The organism is Bifidobacterium sp. JNUCC 75, assembly GCF_054819865.1.
The window spans coordinates 1,414,547-1,430,170 of record NZ_JBTHIF010000001.1 but is presented as its reverse complement, the minus strand read 5'-3'; the positions used below and the strand labels follow the sequence as shown (position 1 = coordinate 1,430,170).

The following is a 15,624-nucleotide window of genomic DNA, read 5'->3' as shown; positions in this document are numbered from 1 at the left end:
TTTCGACGGTAGCCCGGAAAGGCCGGGCACCAGGTTCCATGCCGTCAATTCTATGGCCCGGACCCGATTTGGGCCAGGATCCACAGGGTGAGATTCCACTCACTCAGTCCTTGTGGTGCTTGCCGCCCTTCATCTTGCGGGAAGGCAGAACCACTCGCGTCAGCTTGGGAACCGCCCGGGTGGAGACGAACAGGGGCTGCACCTCCACGATGGGGTTGTAGGGAGCCAGACCGAACCACTTGATCGGCGAGCCAGCCACCTTGCGAATGGCGTACTTGACCTTCAGCGAGAAGGCACCCCGGGAATCAATCTTGGACTCGGGCATCAGGGCCTTGTGGACCAGCACATAGGTGACTGTGCCGATCTGCGGATCCTCGTCCACCTTGGGGTAGATGGAGGGCTGCTTGGGCAGTTCGCCGCTATCGATCAGCTCGTGCATGATCTGGTGCAGATAGGTGGCCACATTCTGGTCCACCTTGAAGCCCAGCCTCATGCGCACGCGGAAGAGGTAGTTGGTGCCGAAGTTCTCCACCGAATACTTGCGGGTGTAGGGAGCGTCCGTGGTCTGGACCGAGACCGCCCACCAGGCCCGGGCACGCTTGGGCCGGTTGGCGAAGATGGAGAAGAAGATGTCGGTGTCCAGCCGCCGCATCTCCGCGTCCGAGGTCAGATAGACCAGGTTGTCTGCATAGTAGGGGACACGGAAGTCGTTATGGAGCATCTCCAGGGCGGGCAGGCACTCCTTGGCTGTCATATGCCGCCGTTGCGAGCGCTCCACCTTGGTGCCCACATCCCAGGTGTACATGATGTAGAGGATGGCCGCGGTCAGCAGCATGGTGAACCAGCCGCCGTGCATGAACTTGGCCATGGAGGCCATGAAGAAGAGGATCTGGATGGCCAGGAAGACCAGGGCGAAGAGCAGGGAGAGCGCCCGCTTACCGTCGTGCCAGATGTAGTCGGCCAGCAGGACGGTAGTGGTGATCATGGTCACCGTCAGAGCCAGCCCGTAGGCGGCCGAGATGTGCTCGGAATCCTTGAAGATGGCCAGCACAGTCAGCGTGGCCGCGCACAGGACCCAGTTGATGGTGGGGATATAGAGCTGGCCGCGGGTCCGCGCCGGGTAGCGCACCTGCAGGTGAGGCATCCAGTTGAGGCCAGTGGCCTCCGAGACCATGGTGAAGGCGCCCGTTATCAGGGCCTGCGAGGCGATGACACCAGCCGTCACCGACAGAAGCACCGCCACGTAGCGCACGGTGGTGGGCATCATCTGGAAGAAGGGGTTGAGCCCGTCTACGCCCTGTAGGGCCTTATTGTCGCTGTTGCGCAGGATCCAGGCCCCCTGGCCGAAGTAATTGAAGACCAGGGCGATGTTGATGAAGGGCCAGGTGGCGTAGATGTTGCCGCGGCCCACGTGACCCATGTCGGAATAGAGTGCCTCGGCTCCCGTGGTCGACAGGAAGACCGTGCCCATGATGGTCAGACCCACAGGGTTCTGCGGGCTGAAGAGGAAGCGAATTCCGTAGACCGGGTTCAGGGCCTCGAAGATGGACCAATCGTTGCCGATGCAGTAGATGCCGATCAGGGCAAGGAAGGCGAACCAGACCATGACCACGCTGCCGAAGACCTTGCCGATCCGCTCGGTTCCGCGCGACTGGACCGCAAACAGGATCAGGATGATCACGAAGGTGATGACCATGGTCAGGTTCCCGTTCTCACGGAAGATCGGAGTCAGAACGGGGATGGTCTTGAGGCCTTCGACTGCTGAGGATATGGAGACCGCCGGAGTCAGCACCGAGTCAGCCAGGAAGGCGGCGCCGCCGACCATGGCAGGAATGGCCAGCCATTTGCCATAGTGGCGGACCAGGGTGTACAGGGCGAAGATGCCGCCCTCGCCCTTGTTATCAATGCGCATGGCCACCAGGACGTATTTGACCGTGGTAATCAGCGTGATGGACCAGAAGACCAGGGAGAGCATGCCCAGCACAGCCGCCCTGTCCACACGGGCCATACCGCCTTGCCCGGCCACGAAGGCCTGCATGGTGTACAGGGGCGAGGTGCCGATGTCGCCGTAGACCACGCCCAGGGCCACGATGCACATGCCCAAGCTGATCCTGTCAGGTGAGGACTGTACCCGCCGCCACCAGCGGCCCAGAGGACCCTTTGGCGGGGTGCGACGACGCTGGGCCGCCCGCTGGGCCTCGCGCCGGACCCGCTTGAGCTCGTTCTCCTCTTCCCGGGTGCGGGATTTGGCCGAAATCTTAGGAGCCTTGGTGAAACTCTCCGGAGGGAGAATCGATTCTTTCGTCAGCCGACCCTTACGAGAGGCCGCCGTCGGCTTCGCCGCTTTTTCGCCGGATAACCGGGGTGGTTCGTCAGCGCCCCTGCCATCATCCTGAGCCGCTAACTCATGCCGCTCATCCGCCATAGAGCCCTCCATCGGCCAATGCCTTCACTCATCTACTTCCGGGTGCCGTATGTTGCTGTTTGCGCACACGTGCGACGACAACCGTAGCACTGTCCCCCCACACTCGGCAGGGGCGATTCAGACCGCGACACACCATAAGCTTAATCCCGGCCTGGCACCGTCCGTCGGACATCCCTTACAGGCCATAAACACGGCGCGTGGTGGCTGCCGTCGCTTTGGCCACCTGGGCCAGAGGGCAGTCCAAGGCATCGGCCATGGCTCGCAGGATGTAGGGAATCATGTAGGGGGAGTTGGTACGCCCCCGGTAGGGCATGGGACTCAGGTAGGGCGCATCGGTCTCCACCATGATGTGATCCATGCCGACTACGGACAGGGCCTGGCGGATTCCCTCGTTGCCCTTGTATGAGACCGTCCCTGAGAAACTCAGATACCAGCCGTGTTCGGCGGCCACCTGAGCCATCTGCGCATCCCCTGAATAGGAGTGGAAGATCGTGCGCTCGGGAGCGCCATCCTCCAGCAGGGTCTCAATGACCTGCCGGTGGGCGTCGCGGTCGTGGATCTGCATGGGCAGATCCAGTTCCTTAGCTAGGGCGATGTGGTCCCGGAAGGCCTGCCGCTGGATCTCTTCAGCCCCCTGACCGGTCCGGTAGAGGTCCATGCCCGTCTCCCCGATGGCCACCACCTGGTCGGGATATGCGCGAGCCAGGCGGGTGACCTCCTCAAGCGCCTGCTCGAAGGGGACCTCATGCCAGGGCTGATATTTCAGTGGCAGTCCGTCCGGTCCCGGCACCCCTCGATGGCCGTGCAGGACAGCCTCATTGGGATGGATGGCCAGAGCCGCGTGAACCACCCCAGGATGGGCCAGGGCCAGGTCCACAGCCGTCTGCAGGTGGGGCAGTTCGCAGCCCACGTCGATGGCTCCGACCACGCCCACGGCTCGAGCCCTTGCCAGCTGCTGGTCGACCGTGCGGACGGGGACCGGATCCTGCCCGCGCTCCCTGGCCTGCCGGTCCATCTCCTGGGCGAAGGGGACCACGGAGGCCATGTGGGTGTGATCGTCGATGACTCCAGTGCCTGCGGGCAGCGGCTCGGGGTCGGGAGCCCAGCTACGGTCGCGATGATGCTTGCTCATGGTCCACAGTCTAGGAACCCATACGGCCCAATGTGCGACCCGCCCGGACGGCCGGCTCTGTCAAAAGGAAGGTCGGCAGCTAGAATCGCCTATGACGGCCTTGGAACGGCCGGAACGGAAGAGCGAAGGAGCACCCGCCGTCCGTCCGCCAGTCCCCCGCCGCCACGGTACCGTTGCCGTAAGCAGGAAAGGTGGAACATGTCTACGGATTGTCAACCCTCGTCGGAGGCGACCAGCGCCTACCTCTTCGTCCACTTCACCGGACACGAACAGGCCGAGACGGACGAGCAGCTCTACTTCGCCCTTAGCCGCGATGGCCTGCACTGGCATGATCTGCGGGCCCAGTCAGACCCGGTGCTGACCTGGAACGAGGGCGAGGGCGGCGTGCGCGACCCCTATGTCGTCCGGGGACCGGACGGCCTCTTCCACATCATCGCCACCGATCTGTCCGTCTACCACAGGGGCGGCTGGCAGGAAGGCAGGGCCACCGTGAACGGATCCACCGGCCTGGTCATCTGGGATTCGCCTGACCTGGCCCACTGGGGCAGGCCCCGCCTGGTGGATGTGGCCTCGGCCATTCCCAAGGCCGGCATGGCCTGGGCACCGGAGGCCTGCTGGGATGCCGACAGGGAGCAATGGATAGTCTTCTGGGCCACGGCGGCGGCCGACAGCTCCGAAGACCCGGCTGCAGCCGACCTGGCCAACGAGCTGGGTGACGGCGTCAACATGTACTACGCCACCAGCACTGACCTGATCACCTTCTCCCGCCCGGTAAAGTGGATCGACCGCAGCAACGGGATCATCGACACAACCATGCTCAAGGCACCCGACGGCTGGTGGTACCGGGCCTCCAAGGATGACCAGATCACCCTGGAGCGCACGCGCAACCCCTATGCGGTCACCCATGAGCTAGTGCGCACGGACGACGATCAGGCCTGGTCCTACCTATCCAACCTGACCGACATCTTCGGCCAGGGGCGCTACTCCTCGCGCTATCTGGAGGGCCCCGAGCTCTTCCTTTACAACGATGCCGATGCCGCTGGACCCGACGGCAGGGCCATGCCTTTCGGTCTGATCTGCGACCAATTCCTCGAGGGCCGGGGCTATCTGCCCTTCCGCTCGGCTGATTTGTCATCCAGGCGGCAACAGGACTGGACCTTGGTCAACGACATGGACTTCGGCCGACTGACCAAGCGCCACGGATCCATTATGCCCATCACCGAGAGCGAGTATCGGATTTTGAAGCGGACCCTGACCCGCTGACCCGCTTCTTGGCAGGTTCGAGCACATGGACGTCCATGCCCGGCAGCCGCCCCCAGGAATAAACGGCGGCCATGTCTGCAAAGAGCGGCACGGCCAGACCGAAGGTCATGGCCAGACCCGGCCAGGTGTAGTAGGCCCAGCCTGTGATCATAAGCAGGACCAAGACCATCAGCGAGCATAGGGGACGCCCCACCACCATGGACAGGGCTGTCCGGGCCGCCCAGAGTGGGCTCTCGTCGAAGTTGGACCGCACCGGCCAGCTGAGCAGGACGAAGAGCCCGTAGAGCAGGTTGAGCAGGAGGAGCAGCCCGGAGACCACGGGTGTCAGGGCGCCCATGTCATTGGTCATGGTCAGCCAGTATTCCCAAATCAGGAGGGCCCAGACCAGGAACTGGGGCCATCCGAAACTGTTGGCCGTGGCCAGTTCTGAGCGCCAGGCCCGGTGGAAGGTCATCCAGGTCTGCTTGACCGTCCATGAGCGGTCCTTCAGATCCAGCAGCCAGGTCCGGTACGTGGTGCAGGTGGCCGCCATGGAGGGGAAGAATCCGACTAGGACAAGTCCCAGCAGAGTATGGGCCAGAAAGGCCACATGGACCACGAATATCATCATGATGATTCGGCATAGGAACTCGTATCCCACTGCGAAGCGCTTCATCGCCACCCCTTTCCTGGATCCCATTGTTCCCGCCAGAGCAGACGAACGCAACCGTCGTCGATCAATATGGGCAGGGTGACCAAAGGGGATTCGCCCAGATGATCCGGCCGCCACCGATCCCCGATATACAGGCAGGGCAGGGCTGGATCCTCTGACAGGGGCACGATGGCGTCGCACTGCGACTGGTAGGTCTGCGTCCCGGGAGGCGCCACAGGCTTCCACGGGCTCCATGGCCCACGCAGGTCCCGCGAAACAGACACCATGTTGTCATTGCAATCCCAGCCGGTCAACTGCGAACCAAACCAGTAGTACCAGTCGCCCCGGTGCAGGAGGATGGGGGATTCATAGCCGAAGCGGCCGTCCTGGCCACGCCGACAGACCAGATCCTCCACCAGAGACAGGTAGTCCCTTGAGAGCCGGTAGATGTGTGTTCCCTGATCCCGGTCCTCGGAGACCAGATACCCGCTGCCATCCCAGTCCTGAAAGGCGAAGATGTCACGGCTGGCATTCATGCCAAACCGCATAGTTGAAAGAGGCTGGAAGGGTCCCTCGGGCCGTTCGCTGACGGCTGTGCCCACATGGGCGTAACGGTAATCCCCCTCGCCGTCCACATGCAGGTACATGACATAGAGACCGTTGGCCGGACAGCGCAGGACCCGGGGGCGCTCCACGATCCGCTCCGGAGAGGTCATCCCGCCCGGCTCCCCCGCTGGCAGAGCACAACCCAGGTCGCGCCAGTGAACGAAGTCCTCGGTGGCATAGCAGCAGATTCCCCCGAACCGGCTGCCCCCGGTCTTGATCTCGCCATAGGCCAGCCAGCGGCCGCCATCCTTCAGCATGCCCAGAGCGTGCAACTGGGCCACAGACCCATCCGCCCGCCTGACTAGCTGCACACCCGGTATGAGACTCATGGTCTCATCCCTTGACCGCGCCGATCATGACCCCCTTGTTGAAGTATTTTTGCAGGAAGGGGTAGATGATCAGCAGGGGCAGGGTGGATACGATGATGACGCCATACTTGATCTGGTCAGCCAGCTGCTGCTGCTGCAGGACGTTCTGGCCGCCGTTGCCGCTGCCCATCTGGTTGGTCTGGTTGGCCAGCAGAATGGACTGGAGGACGTTCTGCAGAGGCTCCTTGGCCTCCTGGCGGATGTAGATCAGACCGGTGAAGTAGTCGTTCCAGTGGCCCACGAAGTAGTAGAGGCCGATGACGGCGATGATGGCCGAGCTTAGGGGAATGACGATCTTCATGAAGTAGCCGAAGTAGCCCAGTCCGTCGATCCGCGCCGCATCATGCAGGTCCTCGGGTATGGAGGTCTCAAAGAACGAACGGGCGATGATCAGGTTCCAGACGCTCAGGGCGCCAGGCAGGATGAAGACCCACATGCTGTTGAGCAGGCCCAGTTGCTTGTAGAGCAGGTAGTTGGGGATGAGCCCGCCGGCGAAGTACATGGTGAAGGTGAACAGGAAGAGCAGCACCCTGCGGGGCTTGAACTCCAGGCGTGACAGGGCGAAGGCCGCAGGCATGGTGACCACCAGGTTCAGAGCCGTGCCCAGGACGGCGTACAGGACCGTATTTCCATAGCCGGTCCAGATGCGGGCATCCTGGAAAACCCTCTGGTAGCCGGCCAGCGTGAAGCCCACGGGCCAGAGCGTGACCCGCCCCGAGGAGACCGCCCCCTGGTCGGACAGGGATGCGACCACGATGAACCAGAGCGGGTAGATGACCGCCAGAAGAATGACGGCCAGGAGCAGGGCGATGACGATATCGACGGCCATATCCCCCGGCTTCAGCTGCTGTCTGGTGTGCTTGTTCCATGGGATGGCCCCAGGGTCCGCCTTGGGTGCCGGTTGCGCGACGTTGCCGCTAGTCATGATGACGCTCCTTATCCTGCACAATCAGAAGATGCTGGTGTCGGTGACCCGCTTGGATATCCAGTTGGCCGCGACCAGGAAGATGAAGTTGATGACCGTGTTGAACAGGCCTATGGCCGTTCCGTAGCTGAATTGGAAGGATTGGATGCCGATCTTGAAGGTATAGGTGGATATGACCTCGGAACCCGGCAGATTCATGGCGTTCTGCATCAGCCAGACCTTTTCGAAGCCCACGGACAGGACCGAGCCCATGTTCATGATCAGCAGGACCACGCAGGTGGGCATGATGGTGGGCAGGTCCACATACCTGATCAGCTGCAGCCGGCCTGCCCCGTCCATCTTGGCAGCCTCGTAAAGGGACAGGTCCACCGAGCTCAGGGCCGCCAGATAGATGATGGCGTTCCATCCGCAGTGCTGCCAGACCTCGCTGATCCAGTAGATGGGCGCCACGGCACCGGGGCTGTCCAGGACGTTGTCCTTGCCCAGGAAGCGACCGATCAGCCCGGTATTGGGCGTCAGGAAGATGTTGAGCATGGCGACGATGACCACGGTGGAGATGAAATGGGGCATGTAGGTGATGGTCTGCGCGAATCCCTTGATCCGCTGCGAGCCGATCTGATTGATCAGCAGGGCCAGAATGATAGGGGTTATGAACCCCAGGACCAGCGTTCCCAGGCTGATCTTGAAGGTGTTGATCATGGTGGAGGCAAAGAGGGGCGACTGGAAGAACTGCCTGAAGTACTGCAGCCCCACCCATCGGCCACCGGTCAGCCCCTTGGCGGGAACAAAGTCCCTGAAGGCCAGCTGGATGCCATACATGGGCACATAGGCGAAGAGCAGGGTGAAGCCCAGGGCCGGCAGAGCCATGAGCCAGAGCTGCCAGTATCGTCGGAAATGCCAGGCCAGCCGCCTATGCAGAGGCCAGGTTTTCCGCACCTTGTCGTTATCCACCACCTGCGCGTTGCTACCGCGCTCGATCGCTTCCTTGTCCGCACGCACCTTCAACCTCCTTGCCAGAGGAGCCGGCGACCGGCCATGATATACAGAGCCGACCGCCGGACCCCTATCCGCGCCAATCGGCTTACTTGACCTTGAAGGCCTTGTCGTAGGCCTTCTGCCAGATCGCGGTGTTCTTTTCGATCTGATACTTCTTCAGATTGCTCTGGAAGTCCTTCCAAGCGGCATCATCCTGGACGCCTCCCTTGGCCAACCAGTTGGAGACCACGGGCACGGCATAGTTGAACAGGGCGGTGTTGTTGTTGGCCACGGTGTTCTGATCCGCCTCGCTGATACGCACATAAATAGGCATCATGTCCCGCTCGTGGTCGTAGTGCTTATACTGCTCCTCATAGGCCTTGTCCACGGCAGCCACATGGTCCATGCCCCGGTCGCCCTCGACGGTGACCGCATCAGGAATCCAGCCGGCCAGCCGGTCTTCCAGGGCCGGAATCTTGGCCGCGTCCTGGGCCTGGTGGAACTTGTCGGTGACCCGGTAGGCGTGCGGGCCGGTCTTCTCAAGGTACTTATCTGTCAAGGAGCCGTAGAGCTGCTGGACGGAGTACTTTTCGGAATAAAGCAGGTTGATGACCTTCAATGCGGCATCCTTGTTGGTCGCATTGGCGGACATGGCCATGTGGTAGTCCTCGAAGCGGTTGGCCTCGCGTGAACCGTCCCAGACCACCTTGTCGGCGGAGACCCCGTCGGCCGCAGGCACGGGGATGCTCTCATACTGCTGGGCCATGGCCGACCCGTAGGATCCGAAGGCAGAGTCGTCCCAACCGAAGACCATGCCTACCTTGGCGGTCTGCCCGTCAGATTGGTTGCGGGCGTTGTACTTGTCGTCCTTGGCAGTGACCCAGTCAGAGGGGGCCCATCCCTTCTCGACCATCTCGCGGTAGAAGGCGATGACCTGACGGAACTGATCGGTCTGCATCCAGTTGCCGACCTTGCCGTCGCGCAGATAGATCCCCTGCTGCGAGGGTCCGGAGTTGAAATGGGTGACGATGCCGGTCGAATTCATCATCAGGAAGGGGCTCCACCAGTCCCCGATCTTGCCGGTGACCAGTTCCCGCGGGTTGAAGGCGATCTCGTCTGCCTTGCCGTTGCCGTTGGGATCGCGGGTTTTGAAGGCCTCCATGACCGTACGCATCTCGTCCCAGGTGGTAGGGGCCTTGAGCCCCAGCTTCTCCAGCCAGGCGCGGTTGATCATCAGATGCTGCCCCGAGGCCAGGAACCCCTTGGTGCGGCTGGATGGCAGAACACGAACCTTGCCGTCTACAGTGACGAACTTCCGGGCTGTGGGCTGCTCCTTGAAGAAGCGCTTGACATTGGGGAGCTTGTCCAGGTCATCTCCCAAGGTCTCGAAGGCCGTGGGGTTGCGGACGGCATCGTCCGGATTGAAGGCCCTGATGTTCAGATCGTCGATCTCGCCAGCGGCCAGCGATGCATTCTTCTGCTGCCCCCAGGCGTCATCGCTGACTTCGTGCCACTGGATGGAGCAGTCGCAGTCGGCGGCCAGCTCCTTGGCCCAGGTCATGTCGGCCATCTTGGTTTCGTTGGAGTTTTTCACCACCAGTATCTTGACTATGGGCCGTCCCTTGTCATCGGTGGAGGAGCCCCCCCCCCGCCACAGGCGGCGAGAGTGCCCGCCATGGCCAGTGCCGACAGAGCGGCCAGGCCCTTCAACATGGTTGCCTTGGTTGTCATCATCAGTCTCCTTCTCCATTCCCGGCCCTTGAAAGGCCTGGCAAGCGGATCGGGTCTACAGGACCCCGGCTGCTTTGCCTACGCATACGTCTTTGCATACTTGCAGAGGGTGAAACCTGTCGTCATCCCATAGGAATCGTAACGATTTGATTATGCATTTCTCGCTGCCTCCTTGTCAAATCATCACTGTTGTGGGCGCGTTCGGCAGGTGATGGACATAGAATTATTGCAACGATTCGATATGCGGGTCGACCTATGGGACCAGACTTGACCCGTCGGTTCCTGGTCATTCGCAAGGAGGCGAAGCGGTGGTAACACTCAAGGATGTGGCGGATGCCGCAGGCGTATCCCCATCGACAGCCTCGGCGGCCCTGCGCGGCATGGACATCGTCAAACCGCTTACACGCCGCAAGGTCATCAGACAGGCCCAGCGGCTCCACTACTCCACCAACGTATCCGCCCGTGCCCTGCGCTCGGGCAGGTCAGGCATCTTTACCTTGATTGTGCCGGACTTGGAAAACGGCTACTACGCCAGGCTGGCCAATTCCCTGTCCAACCGGCTCTTCGCCAGGAACCTGAAGCTGATCATTCAGGTCAGCCAGTATGACAAGGCCAAGGAACTCCGCCAGATTCAGGAACTACGCTCCTCCATGTGCGATGGGCTCTTCGTCTGCTCCACTCACAACAGCGCCCGGGAAATCCAGCAGGTGGCCAACGGGCTCCCGGTCCTGCTCTTCGACGATATGAGCGTGCAGAACCAGGCCTGCTACGACTCCATCGAGACTCCCAGCAGGGACGGGATGACCGCCGCCATACGCCATCTGCATGCCTGCGGGCGCCGGAGAATCGGCGTGGTGGGCGGCCATCAGGGAGCCCTGAGCGCCAGCCATGCCCTGAGCGTGACCTTGCGGCGGAACCGCTACCGGCAGGCTCTAGACACCATGCAGGACCTGGGCATGGATACCTCCCAGGCTCTGGTCAGCTGTGACTGGTCCACCCCGGCCGGACGACGGACGGCACATGCCCTGGCTCGCCAAGGCATGCCCTATAATGCCCTCTGTTGCATGAATGACGCCTTAGCCCTTGGCGTCATCCGCGGCTTGGCTGAATGCGGACTGCGGGTACCTGAGGATGTCGCGGTCACCGGCTTCGATGGGATTGAACCGGGCGCCTACTCTGTTCCCACCCTGACCACCGTTGCAGTGGATTTCACTGAGATGGCGCGGATGGCCATCTCCATGATGCTGGATCATGTTGGTCAGCAGGAAGGTCAGGAAGATTCAGCCCGAACCCCTCGCAGAGTGATCGTGGGCTACCATCTGCTGGAGCGAGAATCCACCCTGGGAATCCATGCTGCAAGCACGGTTCAAAGGGACCCGGAAACTCAGTCGAAATCCATATAGTCAACGAAGGCCCGGACGTAGGATACGGTGTCGGCTATATTGCTCAGTCCCAGGATGGCATGCTTGGGCAGACCGGGCACCTGTTTCCAGCGCGATGATCGTGAGAGATCCAGACCCATGGCATGGGACGGGTTCGATACCTGCCGGCCCTTGGAATCCACCAGCACGCCTTGGCTGGCCAACCGCCGAAGGTCGCCGCCCTTCAACCCCTGCGAGGGCTTAGCCACCAGCCCGCGTTTGCACAGAGTCGGAAAGAGGCCCGCGGGGGCGATCACCATGTTGATCTGGCCCGCAGTGACCCGGGTCAGGGCCTTGGCCGAATCGTCGTAGCCCTGACCATTCAGCGTCAAGGTCGCCTCCATATCGACCAGCCGCCCATCCTTGATTCCCTGGTCGCGCATAAATCCCTGTTTGAGGCGATCGAATCCCTCCTCATGGGCGCTCATGTTGAAGCCCTGAACTGAAATAAGCGGGTCCGGCGGCCTGGTCAGTCTGGTGACGACCAAGCCGATCAGCAGGGCCAGTACCAGACCAGCGGCCAGAACACCAGGAAGGAAGTGCTGGGCGAAGTAGGGCCAGCGCTTGGCCGGCGGCAATTGCCTGAAGATGGTCCATTTGGACTGTCCGGCGTGGGGATCCGCCGATGCCAGAACCCCCAGGGCATCCTTTTGGTCGGAGCTAAGCCCATACCGATCGCCCTGACGCTCATCCATGCCTGACCTCCCCATCCGCGACGCTCACCAGCCCAGTCTAAATCCAGAATGAACAAGGGGCCGACGGAGGTGGTCATCCCCCGTCGGCCCCTTGGGCACCAGGCACAGCGGCCCACCCCTCAACGGGCCCTGTACCTGGTGCCGATGATGTCGGCCTTGTCGGTCACTTAATGCCTGTCATAGCGATGCCCTGCACGAAGCTCTTCTGAATGAAGAAGAAGATAATCAGCAGGGGCAGCGCCGAGATCAGGGCGCCCGCCATGACCACGCCATAGGGCGTGACCGAGGAGCCGTGCCCGGTCAGCATAGCCAGACCGGCGGTGATGGTCCTGGTCTCCGGGCGGCTGGTCATAATCAAGGGCCAGAGCAGATCGTTCCAGTTGCCCATGAAGTTGAACATGGTCACCACCAGCACCGAGGACTTGGCGTTGGGCAGGATGATCTGCCAGAAGATGCGGAACTCGCCGGCACCGTCAATGCGGGCTGCGTTGTCCAGATCCTTGGGCAAGGAGATGAAGAACTGACGCATCAGGAAGATGCCGCCCACATCAGCCAGCCTGGGGATGATGATGCCCCAGTAGGAGTTGACCAGGCCCATGCTTGCCAGCAGCTTGTAGACCGGGATCAGCAGGGCCATACCGGGGATCATCATGGTGGCGATCAGGATTCCCAGCAGGAAGCCACGCCCCTTGAAGTCGATCCTGGAAAGCCCGTAGGCGGCCAGGGAGTCGAAGAAGACCGAGAAGACCGTCACTGCTCCGGCGAAAATTACTGTGTTCATCAGCTGCTTGCCGATGGGCATCCGCTGGAAGAGCGAGGTGTAGTTGTCCAGCGTGAATGAGGAGGGAATCACCTTGGGCGGCCAGGTCTGGGTCAGCTTGTTGGGCGTAAAGGAGGTAATCAGCACAATCAGCAGCGGGAAGATGATGATTACCGTCATCAGGATCAGCAGGAAGTAGGTCAGGACCCTGGCCACCATGTGTCGCGCATGGGCCCTCTTGAGCAGCTTATCGTGCTCGATTACGGTAGGAGTCGACTGGCTCATCCGATTTCCTCCTTCTCATGCTTGTTGTTCCAGACCAGCTGGATAACGCCGATGATCAGCGTCATGATCAGCAGGACATAGGACAGGGCCGATGCATAGCCCATCTTGCCGTTGCCGAAGGCTTCGGTATAGATACGGTAGACGATGGTCTCCGTGGCGCGGTCGGGGCCTCCGGAAGTCAGAATGAAGACCTGATCGAAGACCTGGAAGGATCCGATCAGTCCGAAGATGACCACGTAGTTGAAGGTGGGCATCAGCCCGGGCAGGGTGATGTGCAGGAAACGCTGCCAGGCGTTGGCCCCATCCAGGGAGGCCGCCTCGTACAGGTCCGGGTTGATCCCCTGCAGGCCGGCCAGGAAGATGACCATGAAATAGCCGAAGTTCTTCCAAACAGTGATGAAGATGATGGTAGCCAAGGCCGTGGACTTGGTCCCCAGCAGATCCATGTGCTGGATGCCGAAGAGCACCTTGCCCCAGTAGGGTATAAGACCCAGGGAGGGCGAGAGGATGAAGCTCCAGGCGATGGAGGCCACAGTCAGCGAAATGATGTAGGGCATGAACAGGCAGGTGCGGAAGAAGCCGACCCCCTTGATGTCCTTGCGGTTGAGCAACAGGGCGAAGGCCAGGGCGACGATGACCACCAGTGGTGCGTAGGCGACCGCATAGATGACCGTGTTGCGGAAGTCGGTCCAGAAGTCCGCATTGGTGAAAAGCTCGGCGTAGTTGTGCAGACCGACAAAAATGCCCTTGCGGTTAATGCGGTCTGTAGTCAGCGAGGTGAAGAAGGTCTTGATGGTCGGGTAAAAGACGAAGACCGACAGGACGATCAGGGCCGGGGCTATAAAGCTCAGCCCGATGCGGATATTGCGCCTGGAAAGGGTTTTCTTGTTATCCTTGATGGCCGCGTCGGCGCCCTGCGCGGGTGGGATCCCAGTGGTAGTGGACATAGGTACTCCAAAGTGCCGCCCGGACGCCGGGCCCGGGCAACGGTCAGCCATGAGGGGACCGGTCGGCGGTACTACAACTGGCCGCCAGACCGGTTCCTCAGGGGCAAATGGTCAATCAGTCCTCAGCCTTGTACTCGTCCAGATACTTCTGGATCTTGTTGGAGGCTTTGGACAGCGAGGCGGAAATGTCATCGTCGGTACGGGCGGTGTTCTGGGTCACCGAATCCAAGGTGGCCGAGATATCACCGAAGCCGCCCTTGAGGCCGGCAATGCCGATGTAGGAGTTGTCCGTATTCTCGGAGACCTTGGCGATCAGGGGGCGCTTGGAGAGCTCTTCGGTGGTCACGGTCTTGTTGTTCGGCGGATAGGCGGAGCCCAGGGACCACATGACCTGATTGTCATGGTTGTTGTAGTACTTGAAGAAGGCGTAAATGCCCTTCTTCTTGGCTTCGTCCTTGACCTGCGAGGTGACCCACCAATACAGGCCGGTGGAACCGGTGTTGGAGCCCTTCCTGCCGTCGGGGTAGACATAGGTGCCGTCTCCGTTGGGCACGGGGAACAGATCATGCTTGATGCCCTTGTCGGTGGCTGCCTGATCCTCCCAGGGGCCGACGATGACCATGGCCGACTGGCCGGACTCGAAGGACTCGCGTGCAGCGGTGTCATCCATGCCGGTCTTGGAGTAACCACCCTTGTAGAACTCGCGCATCTTCTGCAGGAAGGCCTTGTTCTGCTCGGAGTTGATAGTGACCTTGCCCTTGGTGTCGTATAGACCAGTGCCGTTGCCCTTCATAAAGGCCGCCCATCCGGAGTCGGACAGGGCCATGCCGTACTGGGAACCGTCACCCTTGGTCAGCTTCTTGGCCACATCCAGGAGCTGGTCCCAGGTCTTGGGATAGTCCTGATCGGTCAGGCCGGCGGCCTTCCACATATCGGTGTTGTACCAGACGGTGGTGGGCGCGTAGCCCATGGGGACCGCGCACTGCTGCTTCTTGCCGTCAATGGTGAACTCGGTCTGCTTGGTCACGTTGGGCAGATAGTTCTTGGTCTCGTTGGAGGGATCGTCATAGAAGTCCTGCACGCACTGGAAGGTGCCGTCAATGGACCAGCCCTGGCCATTGTCGGCGCCGGTGGTGACGAAGTCGGGGCCATCGCCCGAGGTGACCTTGGTGACCATGGTCTCGCCGATGGTGCTCCAGGGCTGCAGCTGGGCGTCGATGTGGTACTTCTTCTGGGACTTGTTGAAGTTCTCGACGATCTTCTTCAAAGTCTTGCCATCGGCCTCGGAGAATCCGTGCCACATGACGATGTTGGTAACGCCGTCCTTGCCCTTGGCATCCTTGCCTCCACTGCCAGAACCGCAGGCCGAGAGCCCCACGGTGCTGAGCGTGGCGAGCGCGATCGCGGCTACCGCAGCCTTTCTGATTGCCTTCATTGTCTCTGTCCTTTCGACATCAAGC

Annotated in this window: 13 protein-coding genes; 2 read left to right on the top strand and 11 right to left on the bottom strand. The window is 61.3% G+C overall.

What is annotated here, in order from left to right; genetic code table 11:
- Window positions 1-103: 103 nt before the first annotated feature.
- Both ACVWNW_RS05790 and ACVWNW_RS05785 read right to left on the bottom strand, forming a co-directional pair.
- The gene (locus tag ACVWNW_RS05790) at window positions 104-2,425 is read right to left on the bottom strand and encodes a KUP/HAK/KT family potassium transporter (RefSeq protein WP_454481628.1); all 2,322 of its coding nucleotides are present in this window, start codon (window positions 2,423-2,425) and stop codon (window positions 104-106) included.
- 175 nt (window positions 2,426-2,600) lie between these two features.
- Window positions 2,601-3,557, bottom strand: a complete 957-nt coding sequence (locus tag ACVWNW_RS05785) for a TatD family hydrolase (protein WP_454481626.1) — start codon at window positions 3,555-3,557, stop codon at window positions 2,601-2,603.
- 198 nt (window positions 3,558-3,755) lie between these two features.
- On the opposite strand from ACVWNW_RS05785, the gene ACVWNW_RS05780 reads away from it, so the two are divergent.
- Window positions 3,756-4,820 carry an alpha-arabinofuranosidase gene (locus tag ACVWNW_RS05780; protein WP_454481624.1) on the top strand — a complete coding sequence of 355 codons (1,065 nt, stop codon included), beginning with the start codon at window positions 3,756-3,758 and terminating at the stop codon, window positions 4,818-4,820.
- On the opposite strand, the gene ACVWNW_RS05775 is transcribed toward ACVWNW_RS05780, so the two are convergent.
- The 5 genes from ACVWNW_RS05775 to ACVWNW_RS05755 all read right to left on the bottom strand — a co-directional run bounded on the left by ACVWNW_RS05775 (window position 4,774) and on the right by ACVWNW_RS05755 (window position 10,075).
- Window positions 4,774-5,475 carry a YesL family protein gene (locus ACVWNW_RS05775; protein WP_454481622.1) on the bottom strand — a complete coding sequence of 234 codons (702 nt, stop codon included), beginning with the start codon at window positions 5,473-5,475 and terminating at the stop codon, window positions 4,774-4,776. The two genes, ACVWNW_RS05780 and ACVWNW_RS05775, sit on opposite strands and share 47 nt — an antisense overlap.
- The gene (locus ACVWNW_RS05770; RefSeq protein WP_454481620.1) at window positions 5,472-6,386 is read right to left on the bottom strand and encodes a family 43 glycosylhydrolase; all 915 of its coding nucleotides are present in this window, start codon (window positions 6,384-6,386) and stop codon (window positions 5,472-5,474) included. The genes ACVWNW_RS05775 and ACVWNW_RS05770 overlap by 4 nt, the downstream gene beginning before the upstream one ends.
- 4 nt (window positions 6,387-6,390) lie before the next feature.
- Window positions 6,391-7,350, bottom strand: a complete 960-nt coding sequence (locus ACVWNW_RS05765) for a carbohydrate ABC transporter permease (protein WP_144178213.1) — start codon at window positions 7,348-7,350, stop codon at window positions 6,391-6,393.
- Between the two features lie 24 nt (window positions 7,351-7,374).
- On the bottom strand, window positions 7,375-8,304 hold the full coding sequence (locus tag ACVWNW_RS05760; RefSeq protein WP_255297782.1) for an ABC transporter permease: 930 nt from the start codon (window positions 8,302-8,304) through the stop codon (window positions 7,375-7,377).
- Window positions 8,305-8,431: 127 nt separating this feature from the next.
- Entirely contained in the window at window positions 8,432-10,075 is a 1,644-nt protein-coding gene (locus ACVWNW_RS05755) for a type 2 periplasmic-binding domain-containing protein (RefSeq protein WP_454481617.1), read from the bottom strand.
- Window positions 10,076-10,364: 289 nt separating this feature from the next.
- On the opposite strand from ACVWNW_RS05755, the gene ACVWNW_RS05750 reads away from it, so the two are divergent.
- Complete coding sequence (locus ACVWNW_RS05750) at window positions 10,365-11,459, top strand: LacI family DNA-binding transcriptional regulator (protein WP_454481615.1); 1,095 nt, start codon at window positions 10,365-10,367, stop codon at window positions 11,457-11,459.
- On the opposite strand, the gene ACVWNW_RS05745 is transcribed toward ACVWNW_RS05750, so the two are convergent.
- The 4 genes from ACVWNW_RS05745 to ACVWNW_RS05730 all read right to left on the bottom strand — a co-directional run bounded on the left by ACVWNW_RS05745 (window position 11,441) and on the right by ACVWNW_RS05730 (window position 15,599).
- Window positions 11,441-12,172: a hypothetical protein gene (locus ACVWNW_RS05745; RefSeq protein ID WP_046322312.1), complete on the bottom strand. Its 732-nt coding sequence runs from the start codon at window positions 12,170-12,172 to the stop codon at window positions 11,441-11,443. The genes ACVWNW_RS05750 and ACVWNW_RS05745 overlap by 19 nt on opposite strands.
- Before the next feature lie 163 nt (window positions 12,173-12,335).
- A complete protein-coding gene (locus ACVWNW_RS05740; protein WP_454481613.1) occupies window positions 12,336-13,217 on the bottom strand; it encodes a carbohydrate ABC transporter permease in 882 nt (293 codons plus the stop codon).
- Window positions 13,214-14,164, bottom strand: a complete 951-nt coding sequence (locus ACVWNW_RS05735) for a carbohydrate ABC transporter permease (protein WP_198191578.1) — start codon at window positions 14,162-14,164, stop codon at window positions 13,214-13,216. Before ACVWNW_RS05735 ends, ACVWNW_RS05740 begins: the two co-directional genes overlap by 4 nt.
- Before the next feature lie 115 nt (window positions 14,165-14,279).
- Window positions 14,280-15,599: an ABC transporter substrate-binding protein gene (locus ACVWNW_RS05730; RefSeq protein ID WP_046322308.1), complete on the bottom strand. Its 1,320-nt coding sequence runs from the start codon at window positions 15,597-15,599 to the stop codon at window positions 14,280-14,282.
- Between the last annotated feature and the right edge of the window lie 25 nt (window positions 15,600-15,624).